This is a genomic window from Streptomyces sp. NPDC050546 (assembly GCF_044457425.1).
Lineage (GTDB): Bacteria > Actinomycetota > Actinomycetes > Streptomycetales > Streptomycetaceae > Streptomyces.
This window is the reverse complement of sequence record NZ_JBITGX010000009.1, coordinates 163,606-184,295: the sequence shown is the minus strand read 5'-3', so window position 1 is coordinate 184,295 and position 20,690 is coordinate 163,606. Positions and strand designations below refer to the sequence as shown.

Sequence of the window (20,690 nt, the reverse complement as noted above, 5' to 3'; positions counted from 1 at the left end):
TCCGAGTACGTGGGCTACGCATGGGGAGACCTTTACGGTCGCGCAAACTCATCGGTCCCGCATATGGATTTTCGCCAGAACCGGACCAATGACGTAGGGGGGCCCGACCCGGGAAGGAGGAGAAGGAGGAGGAGGGGGACGGAGCGGACTCCGTCCGGCGACCGAGGACTACCGAGGAGTACCGTCCCAGCCATGTATGCGATCACGATTCCCGAACCTGGTGGGCCCGAGGCGCTGGTCTGGGACGAGGTCCCCGATCCCGTGCCCGGCGAGGGCGAGGTCCTGGTCGAGGTGACGGCCGGTGCCGTCAACCGGGCCGACATCCTGCAGCGCCAGGGCTTCTACGACCCGCCGCCCGGCACGTCCCCCTACCCCGGCCTGGAGTGCTCCGGGCGGATCGCCGGGATCGGCCCCGGTGTCTCCGGCTGGAACGTGGGCGACGAGGTGTGCGCGCTGCTCTCCGGTGGCGGTTACGCCGAGAAGGTGGTGGTCCCGGCCGGACAGCTGCTGCCGGTGCCCGAGGGTGTCGGGCTGCGGCAGGCCGCGGCACTGCCCGAGGTGGCCTGCACCGTCTGGTCGAACGTCTTCATGATCGCCCATCTGCGCCCCGGCGAGACGCTCCTCGTGCACGGCGGCTCCAGCGGCATCGGCACCATGGCGATCCAGCTCGCCAAGGCCGTCGGTGCCAGGGTCGCCGTCACGGCGGGCACCAGGGAGAAGCTGGACCGGTGCGCCGAACTGGGCGCCGACATCCTGGTCAACTACCGCGAGCAGGACTTCGTCGAAGAGGTCAGGAAGGCCACCGACGGCGCCGGTGCGGACGTCATCCTCGACAACATGGGCGCCAAGTACCTGGAGCGCAACGTCAAGGCCCTCGCCGTCAACGGCCGGCTCGCGATCATCGGCATGCAGGGCGGTGTCAAGGGCGAGCTGAACATCGGCGCGCTGCTCGCCAAGCGCGCCGCGATCAGCGCGACGTCCCTGCGGGCCCGGCCGCTGGAGGAGAAGGCGGCCATCGTCGCGGCCGTACGCGAACACGTCTGGCCCCTGTTCTCCGGCGGCCACCTGCGCCCGGTCATCGACCGCGAACTCCCCATGCACGACGCCACCACGGCCCACCAGGTCGTGGAGGACAGCGGCCACATCGGCAAGGTACTGCTGATCGCACCGCAGGCCAGCTGAATCGGGCCTGGGGCGGGGATCGCAGGGTGCCTGAAGAGGCCCCGCACGGGGCCCGCCTCGTCCCCTACGCGCGTCTGAGCCGGAGGCCGACGAACGCCAGGCCCAGGCCGAGTCCGATCAGCACCAGCCCGCTGCCCAGCGGCAGGATCCGCAGCACGGGCCCGACAGGCCGGTCGCCGTGTGCCGCGGCCTCCCGTACGGGCGGCTCCGTAGGTGCGGAGGGCAGGGGGACGGCCCCCTCCCGGGACGCCTCGGGCACGGCGGTGGCCTCACGGGCCTCACGGGCTTGCCGCTCCTCCTCGGCCTCCTCCGGCCGCCCCGGCCGCTCCCGCCCCTCACCGGCCCGGGTCCCGGCCCGCGAGGGCTCGCCGTGCTCGCCGGGCTCGCCGAGCACGGATGGCGCCGACGGCGCGGACGGCGCGGAGGGGGCGGAGGGGGCGGAGGGGGCGGAGGGGGCCGCGACGGACCCGGCCTCCGCGTCGTACGCGAGGACGGAACCGTAGGCCTGAACAGCTCCGCAAGGTGAGACGACCGCACCCGCCCCCAAGACGACCACCAGTACGGTCGCCCGCAGTGCGCGTAGCCATGGAGTCACGTTGGTGACCCCCTCCCGCCGTGCCCGGTAGGGCATTGCCGGCAAGTTCGGTCATTTCAAGGCAATCAGCCTCACATTCCCCCCGACATCCGGCATTCCGGGTTCGGCCGACGGAGGGCCGGCCCCTGCGAGGCCCGGCCGCCGGGTGTCACCCGTGAGGTGGAACCACCCTCCGGGGAGCAACCCGCGCCCCGACCGAAACGTCTGTCGAAACAGGGTGGATCAGCCTCCCCTGGGGGCACCACGGAGGTGAGGTGCAGGCGTGCGAGAGAATGGCGACATGGAGATGCCGAGAAACGAACGGTCGCCGGAGAGCCCGCAGATCCTGGTCGTGGGCCAGGACGGCATGGCGCTCGGTGGCGGCAGCGGAGACGAGGACTCCCGCGAGACCCCGGTCACGGAACAGGTGGAGCAGCCCGCCAAGGTCATGCGGATCGGCAGCATGATCAAGCAGCTGCTCGAAGAAGTGCGCGTGGCGCCCCTGGACGAGGCCAGCCGGGTCCGGCTCAAGGACATCCACGCCAGCTCGGTGAAGGAGCTGGAGGACGGTCTGGCGCCCGAGCTGGTGGAGGAGCTGGAGCGGCTCTCCCTGCCGTTCACGGACGAGGCGACCCCCAGCGACGCGGAACTGCGCATCGCGCAGGCCCAGCTCGTCGGCTGGCTCGAGGGGCTCTTCCACGGGATCCAGACGACGCTGTTCGCCCAGCAGATGGCGGCCCGCGCCCAGTTGGAGCAGATGCGCCGTGCCCTCCCGCCGGGCGTCGGCCACGAGGGCCTCGACGACCAGCACCCGGGAACCCGTACCGGCGGACCGTACCTGTAGGTCCGGCACAGCCCCCAGGGTCCGACTCAGCCCCAAACTCCGACTCAGCCCCAGAAAAAGGGCCCCGCGGCCGAAGCCGCCGGGCCCTTCCTCTTGTCCGGAACGTCTCGTCCGGAGGGTCCTGTCCGGAGCGTCAGGACGGCGGGTTGCCCGTCGAGACGTTGAGCTCGATGACCGGCATGTCGTCCGGATCGACATCGGTGCCCTTGGACGGGAACTGGTTCATGACCGTGCCCTGGCCGTAGGTGTTCTCGTCCACGTTCTTCGTGCTGACCTGCCAGCCGGCCGCCTGGGCACAGGACTTGACCGATGTGATGTTCATGAACTTGAAGTCCGGGATCTGGATCTTGTCGGGGTCGTTGTACGACTCCTCCGGCTCCGTGCACTCCTCGGAGTCGATCGTCCTCGTCGTGTCCGGCCCGCGGTAACCGGGCTTCTTGGAAGCCGAGGCCGAGGCGCTCGCGCTGCTGCCCCCGCCGCCCTTGTCGTCCTCGCCGCCGCCGTTCATCAGCAGGGCCGCGACCAGTCCGCCGACCGCGACCACGGACACGATGACCGAGCCGATGATCACCGGCTTGTTGCTCTTGCCGCCGCCCTGCGAGGCGGGCGCGGTCTGGGGCGTGAGGTTGTACGGCGGCGGGGTCGACGGGCCCGGCTGCGGGGAGTACGCGCCCGGGTGCGGCGTCTGGTAGCCGCCCTGCTGCGGATAGCCGTAGGCCGGGGACGGCGCCGACGGGGCGGGCGTGCCGTACGGGTTCGGCGGCGGGGTCGGCTGGTACGGCGTCTGGACCGGGCCCGAGGCGGCCGGGGGCGCCTGGTCGACCGGCGGGAACACGGCCGAGCCGACGCCCGCGCCGCTCGGCGCCTGCGTGCCCGGGACGATGCTCGGCGGGGCGGCCTGGAAAGACGCCGCCACCCGCAGGCACTCGTCGCGCATGGTCTCGGAGCTGGGGAAACGCTCGTTCGGATTCTTCTTCAGCGCCCGGGCGATCAGCGCGTCCACGGCCGGCGGCAGCGCGCGGTTGATCGTGGACGGAACCGGCGGCTCCTCCTGGACGTGTGCATAAGCGATGGCCAGCGGCGAGTCCGCCTCGAACGGCAGCCGCCCGGTGACCAGTTGGAACAGCATGATGCCGACCGAGTACAGGTCGGAGCGGGCGTCCACACCGCGGCCGAGGGCCTGTTCGGGCGAGAGGTACTGCGGGGTGCCGACGACCATGCCGGTCTGCGTCATCGACGTCACACCGGACTGCATGGCACGGGCGATGCCGAAGTCCATGACCTTGACCACACCGCGCTTGGTCATCATCACGTTGCCCGGCTTGATGTCGCGGTGGACCAGACCCATCTCGTGGCTGATCTCCAGCGCGGCCAGCACATCCGCCGTGATCTTCAGCGCCTTGTCGGCGGGCATCGCGCCCTGCTGCCGTACGTCCTCGTCGAGGACCGAGCCGAGCGGGCGGCCCTCGACGTACTCCATGACGATGTACGGCGTCGTCATGCCGTCGAGGGCGTCCTCGCCGGTGTCGAAGACCGAGACGATGTTGGTGTGCGTGAGCTTGGCCACGGACTGGGCCTCGCGGCGGAACCGCTCGCGGAAGGCCTGCTCCCGGCCGAGCTCCGTGTGAAGTGTCTTGATCGCGACCTGTCGGTCGAGCACGCTGTCGTACGCGAGGTGCACCGAGGCCATGCCGCCCTGGCCGAGGAGGTCACGCAGCTGATAGCGGCCACTGGCGAGCGCCCGCCCCGTGTACTGCCCCTGTGCGCCGTCCTGGCTCATGTTTCCGTGTCCCCCGTGGCTCCCCGAGGAGCTGCCGACTGCCGCTGATCCGTCTGATTCGTCGTTGATCCAAACCGCCATTCCCGGCCAAGTCTGCCCCAGGGCACGGACACGTCAAGCTCGGTGCCCGTTCCGTGACCGTACGCGAAAGAAGCGTCGCGGAAGCGTTACCGGGGACGTGCGGTCGGTACACAGAATTTGCACGAGAGTGCTGAGTAAAGGTTTCATGGCGCGTCCGTCCCGTGCCGGTCCTGGCACCCGTCTCGGACCGGCGGCTTGCGCGGAGGCTGTAGCGTGGCCGACGGAGACCGTAACAACACCGCGCGCACCGCGGGCAGAAACGACGGCGAGGACTGATGGCACAGCAGCAGCGCGCTCAGGGCCCGTCCGAACCCGAGGCGAGTGGCGGCGGCATGTCGGAGGCGCCGGAGGCCTGGGGTAACGGCGGTTTGGTCGGGGACGGCCGGTACCGGCTGACCCGCAGACTCGGCCGGGGTGGCATGGCCGAGGTTTTCGCGGCCGAGGACGTCCGTCTCGGACGCACCGTCGCTGTCAAGCTGCTCCGGTCCGACCTCGCCGAGGACCCGGTGTCCAAGGCGCGCTTCACACGCGAGGCCCAGTCGGTGGCGGGCCTCAACCACCACGCGATCGTCGCCGTGTACGACTCCGGCGAGGACATCGTCGGCGGCCAGCCGCTCCCCTACATCGTGATGGAGCTGGTCGAGGGCCGCACCATCCGCGATCTGCTGCTGAACGCCGAGGCGCCGGGCCCCGAGCAGGCCCTGATCATCGTCTCGGGCGTCCTGGAGGCGCTCGCCTACTCGCACCAGCACGGCATCGTGCACCGCGACATCAAGCCCGCCAACGTCATCATCACGCACAACGGCGCCGTGAAGGTGATGGACTTCGGCATCGCCCGCGCCCTGCACGGCGCGCAGTCCACGATGACGCAGACCGGCATGGTCATGGGCACCCCGCAGTACCTGTCCCCGGAGCAGGCGCTCGGCAAGGCCGTCGACCACCGCTCCGACCTGTACGCCACGGGCTGCCTGCTCTACGAACTCCTCTCGCTGCGCCCGCCGTTCACCGGCGAGACCCCGCTGTCGGTGGTCTACCAGCACGTCCAGGACATCCCGACGCCGCCGTCCGAGGCTTCCGACGTCTGCCCGCCGGAGCTGGACGGCCTGGTCATGCGCTCCCTCGCCAAGGAGCCCGACGACCGCTTCCAGACGGCCGAGGAGATGCGCGGGCTGGTCCAGTACGCACTCCAGATGCTCTACGACCAGGGCGGCCACACCGGCACCTGGAACACCGGCCCGGTCGACATGCACGAGGGCCGGCACACCCCGTCGGGCGGCTTCGCCCACACGGCCGTGATGGGCCACCCCGGCGATGTCTCCGGCACCGCTCAGATCCCTTCGCCGATACTTCCCGCCGGCTACGGCGGCGGGGACGACGGCGGCTTCGAGGGCCGCGGCAACAGGGGCAGCGGCCGCGGCAAGCTGTGGATCCTCGCCGTGCTCGCGGTGATCGCCGTGGCGGCGGGTGTCGCCCTGGCGCTGCAGAACACCGGCGGCGACAAGAAGGACCCCGCCGACAAGCAGTCGCCGACCACCTCGCAGACGGAGGAGAAGAAGACTCCGAGCGAGACGCCGAGCGACGAGGCCACCGACGACGCTCCGACCGACACGTCGACGGACGACGGCACCGGCACGAGCTCCGGCGGCGGCGGTTGGACCCCGTCGTACACCCCGTCCTACACGCCGTCCCCGACCACTCCCGAGACGCCGACGGACCAGCCGACCACCGCGGAGCCGACCGGTGAGCCGACCGGTGAGCCGACGGGCGAGGAGCCCTCGGACCCGGAGACCCCGCCGGACGACACGGGCGGCACGGACGCCGGCACCACGAGCGGCGTCGTCGGCGGCCCGGAAGGCTGACCTGGACAAGCCGACCCGGAAGGCTGACCCGGACAACGAGAAACGCACGAGCCACGCGCGCGTGGGACCCGGAAACGGGACCCACGCGCGCGTGGTGATTTCGGCGCGCCCGCAAGTTGACTCTTCCCGTGACCTGGGTCACCGGGTTAACGTGCGGTAGCTCCGGCCTCCTGCAAGGCTGTGACCAGGGCCCCTTCCCCGGCTTCCCGATTTACTTGGAAATCCAAGCAAAATCGCAGGTCAGATGGGGTTTCACAGAAATGTGGAGCACTGGGTAACGTGCTTGTTGCAGGGCGCTCGCCGGGGCACCTGTCACGCCTGTTCCGGCCGAGTGGCACCCACCCCGTGCCCGGTGGTCGAGAACAGGTGAGCCGCACTGGCCTACCGGCAACCCCGGGGGCCGGACCGACGGAGGAGCACACGTGACCGTGGAGAGCACTGCCGCGCGCACATCGCGACGCAGCGCCGGAAGCAAGGCCGGCACCACCGGCACCAAGGGCACCACCCGCACGCCTGCCAAGAAGGCCGCGGCCGCGAAGAAGCCCGCAGCCGCGAAGAAGGCAGCCGAGCCTCAGCTCGTGCAGCTGCTGACGCCCGAGGGCAAGCGCGTCAAGAACGCCGAGTACGACAAGTACGTCGCCGGTGTCACCCCGGAAGAGCTCCGCGGCCTGTACCGCGACATGGTGCTCACCCGCCGCTTCGACGCCGAGGCCACCTCCCTGCAGCGCCAGGGCGAGCTGGGCCTGTGGGCCTCGCTGCTCGGCCAGGAGGCCGCCCAGATCGGCTCGGGCCGGGCCCTGCGCGACGACGACTACGTCTTCCCCACCTATCGCGAGCACGGCGTCGCCTGGTGCCGCGGGGTGGACCCGACCAACCTGCTCGGCATGTTCCGGGGTGTGAACAACGGCGGCTGGGACCCGAACAGCAACAACTTCCAGCTCTACACGATCGTCATCGGCTCCCAGACGCTGCACGCCACCGGCTACGCGATGGGCGTGGCCAAGGACGGCGCCGACAGCGCGGTGATCGCCTACTTCGGCGACGGCGCCTCCAGCCAGGGCGACGTGGCCGAGTCGTTCACCTTCTCCGCGGTCTACAACGCCCCGGTCGTGTTCTTCTGCCAGAACAACCAGTGGGCCATCTCCGAGCCGACCGAGAAGCAGTCCCGCGTCCCGATCTACCAGCGCGCGCAGGGCTTCGGCTTCCCGGGCGTACGGGTGGACGGCAACGACGTGCTCGCCTGCCTCGCGGTCACCCGCTGGGCCCTGGAGCGGGCCCGCGCCGGTGAGGGCCCGACCCTCGTCGAGGCGTTCACCTACCGCATGGGCGCCCACACCACCTCCGACGACCCGACCCGCTACCGGGGCGACGAGGAGCGCCAGGCCTGGGAGGCCAAGGACCCGATCCTGCGCCTTCGCCGGTTCCTGGAGACCTCAAACCACGCGGACGAGGGATTCTTCGAGGAACTGGAGACCGAGTCCGAGGCGTTGGGCAAACGAGTGCGCGAGGCGGTCCGTGCCATGCCGGACCCGGACCACTTCGCGATCTTCGAGAACGTCTACGCGGACGGACACGCGCTCGTCGACGAGGAGCGCGCCCAGTTCGCCGCGTACCAGGCGTCGTTCGCCGACGAGGGGGGCAACTGACATGGCCGACAAGATGGCACTCGCCAAAGCGATCAACGAGTCGCTGCGCCACGCCCTGGAGGCCGACCCCAAGGTCCTGATCATGGGCGAGGACGTCGGCAAGCTCGGCGGCGTCTTCCGGGTGACGGACGGCCTGCAGAAGGACTTCGGCGAGAGCCGCGTCATCGACACCCCGCTCGCCGAGTCGGGCATCGTCGGCACGGCGATCGGCCTGGCCCTGCGCGGCTACCGCCCGGTGGTGGAGATCCAGTTCGACGGCTTCGTCTTCCCGGCGTACGACCAGATCGTCACGCAGCTCGCGAAGATGCACGCCCGCTCCCTGGGCAAGGTCAAGCTCCCGGTCGTCGTGCGCATCCCCTACGGCGGCGGCATCGGCGCGGTGGAGCACCACTCGGAGTCCCCCGAGGCGCTCTTCGCGCACGTCTCGGGCCTGAAGATCGTCAGCCCGTCCAACTCCTCGGACGCGTACTGGATGATGCAGCAGGCCATCCAGAGCGACGACCCGGTGATCTTCTTCGAGCCCAAGCGCCGCTACTGGGACAAGGCCGAGGTCAACACGGAGGCGATCCCGGGCCCGCTGCACAAGGCCCAGGTGGTCCGCGAGGGCACCGACCTCACCCTCGCCGCCTACGGCCCGATGGTGAAGCTCTGCCAGGAGGTCGCGGCCGCGGCCGCCGAGGAGGGCAAGAAGCTGGAGGTCCTGGACCTGCGCTCGGTCTCCCCGCTCGACTTCGACTCGATCCAGACGTCGGTGGAGAAGACCCGCCGCCTGGTCGTCGTCCACGAGGCCCCGGTGTTCTTCGGCTCGGGCGCGGAGATCGCCGCGCGGATCACGGAGCGCTGCTTCTACCACCTGGAAGCCCCGGTGCTCCGGGTCGGCGGCTACCACGCGCCGTACCCGCCGGCCCGCCTGGAGGAGGAGTACCTGCCGAACCTGGACCGGGTGCTGGATGCCGTCGACCGCTCGCTGGCGTACTGAGGAGAGGGTCGTGACGACGATGACGGAAGCGTCCGTACGCGAGTTCAAGATGCCGGACGTGGGTGAGGGGCTCACCGAGGCCGAGATCCTCAAGTGGTTCGTCCAGCCCGGCGACACGGTCACCGACGGCCAGGTGGTGTGCGAGGTCGAGACGGCGAAGGCGGCCGTCGAGCTGCCCATCCCGTACGACGGTGTGGTCCGGGATCTGCACTTCCCCGAGGGCACCACGGTCGACGTGGGCACATCGATCATCGCGGTCGACGTGAGCGGCGGGGCCGCGCCCGAGCCCGCGCCCGCCGCCGAGCAGCCCGCGGTGTCACCGCCCGCGGCTGCTCAGCCCGCCGAGGAGCCGAAGGCGGAGGGCTCGGGCCGCCAGCCGGTCCTGGTCGGCTACGGGGTGGCGGCCTCGTCCACCCGCCGTCGCCCCCGCAAGGGCCCGGAGGTCCCGGTCCAGCAGGCCTCGACAGCGATCCAGACGGAGCTGAACGGCCATGGAGGGGCGCCCTCGGCCGCCTCCCCCGCCGCCCCTGCCGTCAAGGAACGCCCGCTGGCCAAGCCCCCGGTCCGCAAGCTGGCCAAGGACCTGGGCGTCGACCTGACGACGATCGTCCCGACCGGCCCGGACGGCGTCATCACCCGCGAGGACGTGCACGCGGCGGTGGCCCGGCCCCAGGCACCGCAGCCGGCGGTCCCCGCGGTCCCCGCGCCCGCCGCCCCGGCACCCGCGCCGGCGGTCGTCTCGTACGACACGACCCGCGAGACCCGTATCCCGGTCAAGGGCGTCCGCAAGGCGACGGCGGCGGCGATGGTCGGCTCGGCGTTCACGGCGCCGCATGTCACGGAGTTCGTGACGGTCGACGTGACGCGCACGATGAAGCTGGTCGAGGAGCTGAAGGAGGACAAGGAGTTCGCGGGCCTGCGCGTGAACCCCCTCCTGCTGATCTCCAAGGCCCTGCTCGTCGCGATCCGGCGCAACCCCGACGTCAACGCGTCGTGGGACGAGGCCGCCCAGGAGATCGTGGTCAAGCACTACGTGAACCTGGGCATCGCGGCCGCGACCCCGCGCGGTCTGATCGTCCCGAACATCAAGGACGCCCACGCCAAGACGCTGCCGCAGCTGGCCGAGTCGCTGGGCGAGTTGGTGTCGACGGCCAGGGACGGCAAGACGTCCCCGGCGGCGATGCAGGGCGGCACGGTGACGATCACCAACGTCGGCGTCTTCGGCGTCGACACGGGCACGCCGATCCTCAACCCCGGCGAGTCCGCGATCCTCGCGGTCGGAGCGATCAAGCTCCAGCCGTGGGTCCACAAGGGCAAGGTGAAGCCCCGCCAGGTCACCACCCTGGCCCTGTCCTTCGACCACCGTCTGGTCGACGGCGAGCTGGGCTCGAAGGTCCTGGCGGACGTGGCGGCGATCCTGGAGCAGCCGAAGCGCCTGATCACCTGGGCGTGAGCCGGCCACGGCGGCCCCCTGCCCCCGGGCGGGGGGCCGCCGGCGTTTCCGGAGCGTTGGCCGGCCGTATGCCGAGGCGCGTACGAAGCTCCCCAGAGCCCGCCCAAATACCGCACAGTAAGCGGTTTAGCCGGACATACGATCACTCTCCATGCGCAACGCCATGGTGCTCAAGGCCCAGAGATTCGTGAACTCCGTCTACGGCAGCCGCATCGGCACGACCGTGGAGGAGACCGGCGAGGCCGACTGGGCGACCATGTACGCCCTGACCCGCGCCCTGCAGTACGAGCTGGGCATCACGGCGCTGTCCGACAACTTCGGCCCCACGACGCTGGCCACGCTGACCGCCAAGTACCCCGAGCTGGACGCGGACACGGTCCCCTCGCCCGACTTCTGCCGCGTCATCCAGGCCGGTCTGTACTGCAAGGGGTACGACGGCAGCGACCTGGACGGCACGTACGGCGCGCGGACCCGGGCGGCCGTCACCAAGCTGAAGACGGACATGGGCGTCGAACGGGCCCTGCCCGGTGCCGCCTTGACGCCCAAGGTGTTCAAGGCGCTGCTGACGATGGACTCGTACGTCCTCGGCGGCTCCGGCACCCGGCAGGTCCGCGAGGTGCAGCAATGGCTCAACGGCCGCTGTCTCGGCCGGCAGGACTTCTTCGCCGTCGCCTGTGACGGGCGCGTGTCCAGGGACACGGCCAGGGCGCTGGTCCTCGGTGTGCAGTACGAGCTCGGCATGGCGGACGGCACCGCCAACGGCAACTTCGGCCCCGGGACCCAGTCGGCCCTGAGGTCGCACACCGTGCGCCAGGGCGACCAGGGCGTCTACGTCCGGTTGTTCTCCGCCGGGATGGTCGTCAACCGGCGGCCCGTCGCCCTCACCGACAGCTTCGACTCCTATCTGGCCGCCGCCGTCCGGGCGTTCCAGAACTTCGTCGCGCTCCCGGTCACGGGCGACGGCGACTTCGCCACCTTCGCCTCCCTGCTGACGTCCTACGGCGACCAGTCGCGGCAGGGGAAGGCCTGCGACACGATCGCGAAGATCACCCCGGAGCGCGCGGCGACGCTCAGGGCGGCCGGCGTCGCGTACGTCGGCCGCTATCTCACCAACCCGAGCGCCACCTCCCTGCCGGAGAAGGCCATCCAGCCCGGCGAGCTCGCCACCATCGCCCGGCACGGCCTGCGCTGCTTCCCGATCTACCAGACCGTGAACAACGACGCCTCGGACTTCGACTACGTCGCCGGGCGGACGGCCGGGTACGCGGCGGTCAACGCCGCCCTGGACCACGGCTTCAGAAAGGGCACCCGGATCTTCTTCGCGGTCGACTTCGACGCCGTCGACGCCGAGATCACCGCGAACGTCCTGCCCCACTTCAAGGGCGTCAAGGAGGCGATGGCGGACTCCGGCCACCCGTACGAGATCGGCGTCTACGGCTCCCGCAACGTCTGTGCGCGGGTCGGGGCGGCCGGCTGCTCGACCGCGAGCTTCGTGGCCGACATGTCCCCGGGCTTCGACGGCAACGCCGGGCGCCCGCTGCCCGGCGACTGGGCCTACGACCAGTTCGTCATCCGCACCCTCGGCTCGGGCGACGGGCAGCTGGAGGTGGACGTCGACATCGCCTCCGGACGGGACACCGGACAGGGCGCGTTCGACCGGCCGCGGCCCGCCGTCCCGGACGTCGCCTTCGACACCCGCCGAATCCCCGCGCTGCGGGCCGACCTCTCGCGGTACATGCGGTCGATCGGGCGGCCGGACCTGGGCGGTGTCGGGAGCGAGGCGCGGCTCTACACCAACGCCCAGTCGGTCGAGGCGATCCAGGACCAGGACGAGCTGATCACCGAGCTGTCGCACACCTACTCGATGCGCAAGGCGCTGATCCAGACGGTCGTCTACTGGGCCATGCGCGACTACAGCCTCGCCGACCAGGCCACCGGCCAGCAGGTGGCCGACCACCACCTCACCGGCTCCGGCTCCGTCAAGGACTCGCCCACCGGCATCGGCGAGATCGGCGCGGGCGACGCCATCCAGGCCTGGAACCACTGCATCGGCTGGGGCTGGACCACCGGCGACCACCGCGACCCGGGCAAGGACGCCGATCTCTGGGCGGTGTGGCAGCGGCTGAACAAGGACAACGCGTTCAGCGTGCGCACCGCGGCCCTGATCCATCTGTGGGGCACCCGGGGCAGGCCCGGCGGTCAGCTGCCGCCCGGTGACCGCGTCACCACCCCGAGGTCCATGCGCCTGGACCTCGCCGAGTTCGAGATCACCGAACTCCTGCGCCGTTACCGGGCCTGGGACCCCGACGTCGAGGCCCAGACGCACCGGAGCCTGGCCGTCTACCAGATCTTCGAGAAGTACAACAGCATCGCTCGCCACGCGTGAACCGCCGGAATGAGAGACCGTTGAAGCTCAACCTCCCCCACATCCCCCGCATCACCCGCAGAGGGCCCCGCCCGGCCGCCGGGCACCGCCGCGGACTGTCCCGCCGTGCCCTGCTCGGCCGTATCGCCGCCGTCGGCGGTGCCGTGGGCGTCGCCGCCCTGCCCGTCTCGCAGTTCCTGTCCCAGGCATACGCCGACGCGCACAACCCCGTTCCGGCCCGCGTACGGGACGCCCTGCGCAGCGCGCAGGACCGGACCCGGCGCGTGCTTGCCGGTGCGCGCTCCCACAACGGCTGGGAGATGGAGAACGTCGCCGACGACGGCGGCACCGTCTACACCCGGCCCGTCCCCGGCACCCCGCTGAAGGGCGTCGCCGTGCGGATGGGCGACGTGGAGACCGTCCTTGTCCACCTGGTGCGCCGGTTCCACTACGAGGTGGACGCCCTGCGCCGGGGCGACGTCGTCGGCTGGCACGACCCGGCCGAGGTCGGCGGGGGCCGGCCGGAGTCCAACCTGGCGTCGGGCACGGCGGTACGGATCCGGCCGGGCTTCTACCCGCGCGGAGCCCGGGGCGGCTTCTTCCCGGGGCAGGAGGTCGTGATCCGCGACATCCTCGCCGAGCTCGACGGCGTCGTCCGCTGGGGCGGCGACGACCGTACGCCCGACGAGTCGCTGTTCTCCGTCGACGTACGGCCCGGCGACCAGCGGCTGGTCCGGGTCGCGGCCCGGATCCGCGGCTGGCGGCTGGAGCCGGGAGCCGGGGCGGGCGCGTCCGTGAACGTGCTGGCCGGCGGGCGGCGCAAGGCGGCCCGGGAGCTGGAGCGACGCCAGCGGCCGGCTGCCTGATGCGCGAGGACACACGAAGGGGGGCTCACCGCCGTCGGCGGTGAGCCCCCCTTTCCGTGGTGCCTGTCCTACTGGGCGAAGCCGTAGTTGAGCAGCTTCGTCGCGTCCGTCTTGCGCGTGGTCAAGTTGGTCGAGGTCAGGACCGTGCCGATGACCGTCTTGCCGTTCCGCGTGGCCGCGAAGACCAGGCAGTACTTGGCCTCCGGGCCGGAACCGGTCTTCACGCCGATCGCGCCGGTGTAGCTCGCGAGCAGCGGGTTGGTGTTCTCCCACGCGGCCATCGTCCGCGTACCGCCGGACTTCGTGGTCGTCTTCGCCGTGTACTTCTTCGTCTTGACGACCGTGCGGAACGTGGAGTTCTTCATGGCGCTGCTGGCGATCTTCGTCAGGTCGCGCGGCGTGGAGTAGTTGTTGCCCTTGCCGATGCCGTCGAACGAGTCGAAGTGGGTGTTCTTCAGACCCAGGTTCTTGGCCGTGGTGTTCATCTTGCCGATGAACGACTTCACGCGCGCCGCCCGTGTCGAGCCCGAGCCGAACTTGTCGGCGAGCGCGTACGCCGCGTCGCAGCCGGACGGCAGCATCAGCCCGTACAGCAGCTGGCGGACGGTGACCTTGTCGCCGACGATCAACTTGGCGTTCGACGCCCAGTTGTTGTCGACGATGTAGTCGCTGTACGCCTTCTGGATCGTGACCTTGCTGTCCAGGTTGAGGTTCGACTGCTTCAGCACCACCAGGGCCGTCATGATCTTGGTGGTCGAGCCGGTGGAGCGACGCGTGTCGGCAGCCTTGGTGTAGAGCGACTTGCCGGTCGCGTTGTTCATCACGTAGCCGCCCTTGGCGGCGATCGTGGGCGCCGTGGCGGCCTGCGCCGGCGCAACGGTGAGGGCTCCGGTCGCGAGCATGGCGCCGGTGGTGACGGCGACGGCCGCGGCTCTACGGAGACGGGTGCCCTTAATGCCGGTTATCAAGTGAAGTACCCCGATTGCGTTGAATGCCCCAGGCGTGCGGCCGAATTGAGGACGAGGGGAAGGGGGGCCGCACGTGTCTGACTCGTAACTAGCACAGTTGGTTGTGCCGTTGCCGAGGGGGACCCGCCCTTTGCCACAGACGTGTGACATTTGAGGTCGCGTGAGTCCGCATCCTGGACGGATACATCCATGCGTACCTGATGTATCTATGCTGTCGGCATGACCCTGGCCGTGAAGCACCCTCCCGCCGCCGACCGTGTGTACACCCACGTCAAGCAGGGCGTCCTGGAGCGCCGCTACGAGGGCGGGACCCTGCTCACCGAGGGCGAACTCGCCGAGGCCGTGGGCGTCTCCCGCACGCCGGTGCGCGAGGCGCTGCTCCGGCTGGAGGTCGAGGGACTGATCAGGCTCTACCCGAAAAAGGGAGCCCTCGTCCTGCCCGTCTCCGCGCAGGAGATCGCCGACGTCGTGGAGACCCGGCTGCTCGTCGAGGAACACGCGGCGCGCAAGGCCGTGCCCGCGCCCCCCGGGCTCATCGAGCGCCTCGAAGCGCTTCTCGCCCGCCAGAAGGAGCAGGCCGCCGCCGGAGACCTGGCAGCGGCCGCCGTCACCGACCGCTGCTTCCACGCCGAGATCGTCCGCAGTGGAGGCAACGAGATCCTCTCCCGCCTCTACGACCAGCTGCGCGACCGCCAGCTGCGCATGGGTGTCGCCGTTCTGCACTCCCACCCCGACCGGATCGCCAAGACCCTCACCGAACACGAGGAGATCCTCGAAGCGCTGCGCTCCGGGGACGCCGAGGCGGCCGTCGGGCTCGTCCACCGCCACGTCGGCTGGTTCTCGCACCTGGCGCGGGGGGAGGTCCGATGAGCGCCGGCATACTGCCGGGCGATCCACCGGGAGGCCGGCGGGCCCTGGCCGTCTGGGGCACGGGCGTCTCGGTCTACTTCGTCGCGGTCATCTTCCGCACGTCCCTGGGAGTGGCCGGCCTCGACGCCGCCGACCGCTTCCACGTCAACGCCTCGGCCCTGGCCACCTTCTCCATCCTCCAGCTGCTGGTCTACGCCGGTATGCAGATACCCGTCGGCCTGCTCGTGGACCGGCTCGGCACCAAGAAGGTGCTGGCGCTGGGGGCGGTGCTGTTCACGGCCGGGCAGCTGGGCTTCGCGTTCTCCCCGTCGTACGGCATGGCGCTCGCCTCCCGGGCGCTGCTCGGCTGCGGTGACGCGCTGACCTTCATCAGCGTGCTGCGGCTGGGCACCCGTTGGTTCCCGGCCCGGCGCGGACCGCTCGTCGCCCAGTTCGCGGGCCTGGTGGGCATGGCGGGCAACCTCGTCTCCACGCTCGTCGTGGCCCGGCTGCTGCACGGCATCGGCTGGACCGCCGCGTTCGCGGGCAGCGCGGTCGCCGGGGCCGTGGTGCTCGTGCTGGTGCTGCTGTTCCTGAAGGACCACCCGGAGGGCCACGAGCCGGAGCCGCTCCCGCACCAGGGCGCGGCCTACGTACGACGCCAGATCGCCGCCTCCTGGCGGGAGCCGGGGACCCGGCTCGGGCTGTGGGTGCACTTCACGACCCAGTTCCCCGCGATGGTGTTCCTGCTGCTGTGGGGCATGCCGTTCCTGGTCGAGGCGCAGGGGCTGTCCCGGGCCACCGCCGGTGAACTCCTCACCCTCGTCGTGCTGTCGAACATGGGCGTCGGCATGGTCTACGGCCAGATCGTCGCCCGGCACCACGAGGCGCGGCTGCCCATCGCGCTCGGCACGGTCGGCACGACGGCGGCCCTGTGGGCGGCGACACTGGCCTACCCCGGCGAACACGCCCCGATGTGGCTGCTGATCGCGCTGTGCACGGTCCTCGGGGCGTGCGGGCCCGCGTCGATGATCGGCTTCGACTTCGCCCGCCCGGCGAACCCGCCCGAGCGGCAGGGCACCGCCTCCGGCATCACCAACATGGGCGGCTTCGTGGCCTCCATGACCACCCTGTTCGCCGTCGGGGTCCTGCTGGACGCCACCGGCGGCGACTACACCGTGGCCTTCTCGGCGGTGTTCGTGCTCCAGGCCCTCGGGGTCACCCAGATCCTGCGCCTGCGCAGGCGTGCCATCCGGCGCGAGCGGGAACGCCTGGTGGCGAGCCGGGTCGAGACGGTGCACGTCCCGGCATGACGCGGCTCCGGCGGTCGGTACGAGTGTCTCAGGCGGTCGGTACGAGGGTGAGGTAGGCCAGCCCCAGGACACCGCGGTACGTCAGCCACCGGGCACGGTGCCGGTCCGCGCGCTCCCTGGTCTCGGCCGCGAGCGGGTGCCCGGGGTGCGCGGCGAGCCACACCTCGACGTCCGCCAGGTACGCCGACTCGAACTCCTCCCACTCGTCGAGGCTCGCGGTCTCCGTCCACTCCGGCCTGAACCCGGCCTCGATCGCCAGGTCCAGGAGGGTCGCGAGGTCGTGGTGGTCGGTGACGGCGGCGTCCTGGGGGTTGGTGCCGGGGCCGGGTGGGTGCGCAGCCCGGCGGAGCGGGGTGCCGCCGCGCCCACCCGTGCCGCCCCTAGCGGCACGCATGCCCGCAGCTGGGGGGCGTGGCCGCAGTTGGGCGGCGGCATGGCTACGGCTGGGGGCGGCGTGGCCGCAGTTGGGTGGCGGCGTGGCTGCGGCTGGGTGGCGGCGTGGCCGCGGTTGGGCGGCGGTGTGCCCGCGGTTGGGCGGCGGTGTGCCCGCGGCTGGGGCTTCTACTGGGTCACCGTGAAGTTGTGGAGGATTGCCGAGGTCAGGTCCGGGTCGCCCTCGGTCTTGAGGCGGTCGGAGACCGACTCGGGGGTCACGCGGCCGCAGGCCAGGCGGACGTAGGTCTCCCAGTCGAGGGTGAGGGTCGCGGCGGGGCCGAGAGCGGGGGCCGTTTCGAGGGTGCCTCGGCCCTGGATGTCGACGCGGATCGTGCGCAGGAACTCGAGGGGCCCGTGCACGTCGAGGACGACGGCCGAGCTGCGCGGCGCCTGGGCGTTCTCGGCGACCACACGCGGAAGTTCGGAGAGCAGCACGTCACGGGCGACGTGCGCGCCGGGGGAGTCGAGGTTGCCGGGCCGGCCGAGGGCCGTGCGCAGGTCCTGCTCGTGCGTCCACACGTCGAAGGCGTGCCGGCGCATGGACTCCTCGAGGGTCAGCTCCGTGCCGAGCGGGCCGCGCACCTTCGTGCCCGGGTCACGCGACTCGTTCCGCAGCTGGCGGTTGCGGCGGATGATCACGTACTCCAGCTCGGAGGTCATCTCCGGGGCCGTGTGGTGACGGCGGACGTCGACCTGCATCTCCATGTAGCGCTGGTGGTCGTTCGTCACGTGGAAGAGGTCACGCGGCAGCGTGTGGATGGGGCGCGGGTCGCCGAGCATCTCGCAGTCCAGGCCGATGACATGGGAGACCACGTCCCGCACCGACCACCCGGGGCACGGCGTCCGCCGGTTCCACTCGGCCTCCGCGAGCGGCTGGAGCAGCTCGGATATCGCATCGATGGAGTGGGTCCAGGCGTCGGCGTAGGGCTGGAGGGTGGGATGCAGACTCACGGAACGGGACCCCTCGGCGGTCGGTGCACGGGCAGGTGGTGGCGGCGTTGCCAGTGGGAGGTGGCGGCTGTCGGCGGGTGTCTTGGCAGCTAAGTTACGCTGCTGTGAGGCACCCCGGCAGTGCTTTCGTGTGACGATCGTAGGCCCGGGGGGAAGCCCATGTGGACGGGTCGAATGCCAGGACGGTGGTAGTGTGCGCGCCTCTGTGATCCAGATCGCCGTAGACGGGGGCGAATCGGTCGAATCGCGTCGGAGGCGAGTCGCCTCGCTGGTGCGCGAGCAGGCCGGGGCCGATCTGGTCGTCCTGCCGGAGCTGTGGACCACGGGTGCGTTCGCCTACGAGGAGTTCGGGCGCGAGGCCGAGCCGCTCGAAGGGCCGACCTACGAGGCGATGGCGAAGGCCGCGAGCGACGCGGGCGTGTGGCTGCACGCCGGTTCGATTCCCGAGCGTGACCCTGACGGCCCCCTCTACAACACCTCCCTCGTCTTCTCTCCCTCCGGCGACCTGGCCGCCGCCTACCGCAAGATCCACCGGTTCGGCTTCGACAAGGGCGAGGCCGTGCTGATGGGCGCGGGCGCCGAGCTGGTGACGGTGCGTCTGCCGGGGACCGTCCTGGGGCTGAGCACCTGCTACGACCTCCGTTTCCCCGAACTCTTCCGCGGGCTCGTCGACGCCGGTGCCGAGACGCTCGTGGTGTCGGCGGGCTGGCCGGAGCGCCGCCGGTCCCACTGGACGCTGCTGGCCCAGGCACGGGCCGTCGAGAACCAGTCGTTCGTCGTCGCGTGTGGAACGGCCGGGACGCATGCCGGAGTTCCCCAGGCCGGTCACTCGATCGTGGTCGACCCGTGGGGCGAGGTGCTGGCCGAGGCGGGCGCCGGCGAGGAGGTCCTCACGGTGGAGTTCGAGCCGGGGAAGGTCGCGACGACACGGGAGCAGTTCCCGGCGCTGAAGGACCGGCTGCTGGGCCTGGAGCCCCCGCGCAGGCCCTGAGCCCTGAGGGCGAGGACACGGTATCGGGCGGCTCAGTCCTCCCGCTCCTTCTCCGCCAGGTGGATGACACACACCGCCACGGCGATCAGCAGCGCCGGATCGGCGTCCTCGCGGACCACGTCCACGCCATAGGTGTCCCGCAGGGTCAGCCAGCGCCGGGAGATCACCGCGAGCAGCTCCCCGTCGTACTCGACGGCGAACTCCCGGTCGAGGATCTTGCCGCTGACGTCCAGTTCGTTGCCGTCGGCCAGGGACACCCGGTAGTGGTTGCGCAGCAGGGACAGCCGTTTCCTGCGGATCGTCGCCAGCGGCTCCCCGGCCCGCTGGAGCACCATCGTGTCGCGCAGGGCGAGCATCTTCTGGTGGATGTCGACGAGGACGCGCCCCTGGGTGTCCTTCAGTTCCCAGGTGTCCCGCAGCCGCAGGGCCTTGCCGTCGACGAGGAACACCTTGCTGCCGCGCTCGTCCTCGATCCAGTAGTCGTCACCGAAGCCGAGGAGCCGGTCGTACACGAGGAATCTCATGAGACCAGGGCTTCCCCGCGGCCCGCTCCGAAACGCCGCCGATAGGCCGACGGGCTGAGTCCCGTCGCCCGCCGCAGGCTCGTGCGCAGGTTGGCGGCCGTACCGAGCCCGCTCCTGGCCGCCACCACGTCCAGCCGCTCCTCGCCCCGCTCGATCAGCCGGCAGGCCAGCGCCACCCGCTCCCCGGTCAGCCAGACGAGCGGCGTCGTCCCGAGCTGTGCGCGGAAGCGGCGGTGGAGCGTGGCGGGGCTGACACGCGCGCGTGCGGCCAGGTCCGCCACCGTCAGCGGCTCGCCCAGCCGCTCCTGCGCCCACTCCAGCACAGGGGCCAGGGACTCGTCCTTCACCTCCGGCACGGGCCGCTCCACGAACTGGCGCTGCCCGCCGTCGCGGTGCGCGGCGAAGACCAGCCGCCGGGAGACGTGGTTGGCGATCTCGGCGCCGTGGTCACGCCGCCAGACGTACAGCCCGAGATCGAGGGCGGCGGCGCTGCCGGCGGCGGTGAGGATGTCGCCCTCGTCGACGAACAGCACGTCCGGCTCCAGCAGCACCTTGGGATGCAGCCGGCGGAAGGAGTCCGCCCAGCGCCAGTGCGTGGCCGCCCGCCGCCCGTCCAGCAGCCCGGCCTCGGCGAGGGCGAAGGTGCCGGTGCAGAAGCTCACGACCCGGGCGCCACGCGTGTGTGCGCGCCGGATGGCGTCGAGGACGGCGGGGACGCGCGGGACGACGTTGTCCGGCCGGCCCGGCACGACCAGCGTGTCCGCCTCCGCCACGGCGTCCAGGCCGGCGACTCCGGTGAGCGTGAAGAAGCCGTGGTTCATCCGGATCTCCGGCGCGGGCGCGCACAGCGTCACCTCGTACAACGGCCCCAGGAGCCCCAGTTCGGGCCGCGGCAGCCCGAACAGCTCGGTGGCCACCCCGACCTCGAACGGGTTGGTGCCCTCGTCGACGATCACGGCGACCCGGTGCGGGCGCTGCGAGGATGTGCGCTGCGAGGATTCTTTCGCCATGTGCGATTCCTAGCACTCGC

17 protein-coding genes and 1 pseudogene are annotated in these 20,690 nt (G+C 71.1%); 11 read left to right on the top strand and 7 right to left on the bottom strand.

What is annotated here, in order from left to right:
• Positions 1-192: 192 nt before the first annotated feature.
• A complete protein-coding gene (locus tag ACIBK5_RS23350) occupies positions 193-1,182 on the top strand; it encodes an NAD(P)H-quinone oxidoreductase (protein WP_399022038.1) in 990 nt (329 codons plus the stop codon).
• Positions 1,183-1,246: 64 nt separating this feature from the next.
• Here the strand turns inward: ACIBK5_RS23350 and ACIBK5_RS23345 are convergent, their stop codons facing one another.
• On the bottom strand, positions 1,247-1,777 hold the full coding sequence (locus tag ACIBK5_RS23345; RefSeq protein ID WP_399022036.1) for a hypothetical protein: 531 nt from the start codon (positions 1,775-1,777) through the stop codon (positions 1,247-1,249).
• Positions 1,778-2,057: 280 nt separating this feature from the next.
• Between ACIBK5_RS23345 and ACIBK5_RS23340 the strand changes: the two genes are divergently transcribed.
• Positions 2,058-2,600, top strand: coding sequence for a bacterial proteasome activator family protein (locus tag ACIBK5_RS23340; protein WP_399022034.1), 543 nt, complete (start codon positions 2,058-2,060; stop codon positions 2,598-2,600).
• 133 nt (positions 2,601-2,733) lie between these two features.
• Here the strand turns inward: ACIBK5_RS23340 and ACIBK5_RS23335 are convergent, their stop codons facing one another.
• Complete coding sequence (locus ACIBK5_RS23335) at positions 2,734-4,380, bottom strand: protein kinase (protein ID WP_399022031.1); 1,647 nt, start codon at positions 4,378-4,380, stop codon at positions 2,734-2,736.
• 356 nt (positions 4,381-4,736) lie between these two features.
• Here ACIBK5_RS23335 and ACIBK5_RS23330 point away from each other — a divergent pair, with 356 nt between their 5' ends.
• From ACIBK5_RS23330 to ACIBK5_RS23305, 6 genes are all read left to right on the top strand, one after another.
• Positions 4,737-6,320, top strand: a complete 1,584-nt coding sequence (locus ACIBK5_RS23330; RefSeq protein ID WP_399022029.1) for a protein kinase — start codon at positions 4,737-4,739, stop codon at positions 6,318-6,320.
• 422 nt (positions 6,321-6,742) lie between these two features.
• On the top strand, positions 6,743-7,966 hold the full coding sequence (gene pdhA / locus ACIBK5_RS23325; protein ID WP_399022027.1) for a pyruvate dehydrogenase (acetyl-transferring) E1 component subunit alpha: 1,224 nt from the start codon (positions 6,743-6,745) through the stop codon (positions 7,964-7,966).
• Between the two features lies 1 nt (position 7,967).
• On the top strand, positions 7,968-8,945 hold the full coding sequence (locus ACIBK5_RS23320) for an alpha-ketoacid dehydrogenase subunit beta (protein ID WP_399022025.1): 978 nt from the start codon (positions 7,968-7,970) through the stop codon (positions 8,943-8,945).
• 10 nt (positions 8,946-8,955) lie between these two features.
• On the top strand, positions 8,956-10,398 hold the full coding sequence (locus ACIBK5_RS23315; protein ID WP_399022023.1) for a dihydrolipoamide acetyltransferase family protein: 1,443 nt from the start codon (positions 8,956-8,958) through the stop codon (positions 10,396-10,398).
• Positions 10,399-10,549: 151 nt separating this feature from the next.
• Entirely contained in the window at positions 10,550-12,784 is a 2,235-nt protein-coding gene (locus tag ACIBK5_RS23310) for a glycoside hydrolase domain-containing protein (RefSeq protein WP_399022021.1), read from the top strand.
• A 50-nt stretch (positions 12,785-12,834) separates the two neighbouring features.
• A complete protein-coding gene (locus ACIBK5_RS23305) occupies positions 12,835-13,629 on the top strand; it encodes a hypothetical protein (RefSeq protein ID WP_399022445.1) in 795 nt (264 codons plus the stop codon).
• 68 nt (positions 13,630-13,697) lie between these two features.
• Here the strand turns inward: ACIBK5_RS23305 and ACIBK5_RS23300 are convergent, their stop codons facing one another.
• A complete protein-coding gene (locus ACIBK5_RS23300; RefSeq protein WP_399022019.1) occupies positions 13,698-14,597 on the bottom strand; it encodes a D-alanyl-D-alanine carboxypeptidase family protein in 900 nt (299 codons plus the stop codon).
• A 219-nt stretch (positions 14,598-14,816) separates the two neighbouring features.
• Between ACIBK5_RS23300 and ACIBK5_RS23295 the strand changes: the two genes are divergently transcribed.
• Entirely contained in the window at positions 14,817-15,467 is a 651-nt protein-coding gene (locus ACIBK5_RS23295) for a GntR family transcriptional regulator (RefSeq protein ID WP_399022017.1), read from the top strand.
• The gene (locus ACIBK5_RS23290; protein WP_399022015.1) at positions 15,464-16,759 is read left to right on the top strand and encodes a nitrate/nitrite transporter; all 1,296 of its coding nucleotides are present in this window, start codon (positions 15,464-15,466) and stop codon (positions 16,757-16,759) included. The genes ACIBK5_RS23295 and ACIBK5_RS23290 overlap by 4 nt, the downstream gene beginning before the upstream one ends.
• A 28-nt stretch (positions 16,760-16,787) precedes the next feature.
• On the opposite strand, the pseudogene ACIBK5_RS23285 reads toward ACIBK5_RS23290, so the two are convergent.
• Positions 16,788-17,060: pseudogene (locus ACIBK5_RS23285) on the bottom strand (SAM-dependent methyltransferase); the annotation flags it as partial.
• A gap of 260 nt (positions 17,061-17,320) precedes the next feature.
• Positions 17,321-18,145 carry a maleylpyruvate isomerase family mycothiol-dependent enzyme gene (locus ACIBK5_RS23280; RefSeq protein ID WP_399022013.1) on the bottom strand — a complete coding sequence of 275 codons (825 nt, stop codon included), beginning with the start codon at positions 18,143-18,145 and terminating at the stop codon, positions 17,321-17,323.
• A gap of 193 nt (positions 18,146-18,338) precedes the next feature.
• On the opposite strand from ACIBK5_RS23280, the gene ACIBK5_RS23275 reads away from it, so the two are divergent.
• Positions 18,339-19,136, top strand: coding sequence for a carbon-nitrogen family hydrolase (locus ACIBK5_RS23275; RefSeq protein WP_399022011.1), 798 nt, complete (start codon positions 18,339-18,341; stop codon positions 19,134-19,136).
• Positions 19,137-19,168: 32 nt separating this feature from the next.
• Here ACIBK5_RS23275 and ACIBK5_RS23270 read toward each other — a convergent pair whose 3' ends face one another.
• Together ACIBK5_RS23270 and ACIBK5_RS23265 are read right to left on the bottom strand one after the other, a co-directional pair.
• Complete coding sequence (locus tag ACIBK5_RS23270; RefSeq protein WP_189727106.1) at positions 19,169-19,660, bottom strand: LURP-one-related/scramblase family protein; 492 nt, start codon at positions 19,658-19,660, stop codon at positions 19,169-19,171.
• On the bottom strand, positions 19,657-20,670 hold the full coding sequence (locus ACIBK5_RS23265) for a GlxA family transcriptional regulator (RefSeq protein ID WP_399022009.1): 1,014 nt from the start codon (positions 20,668-20,670) through the stop codon (positions 19,657-19,659). Before ACIBK5_RS23265 ends, ACIBK5_RS23270 begins: the two co-directional genes overlap by 4 nt.
• Positions 20,671-20,690 lie beyond the last annotated feature (20 nt).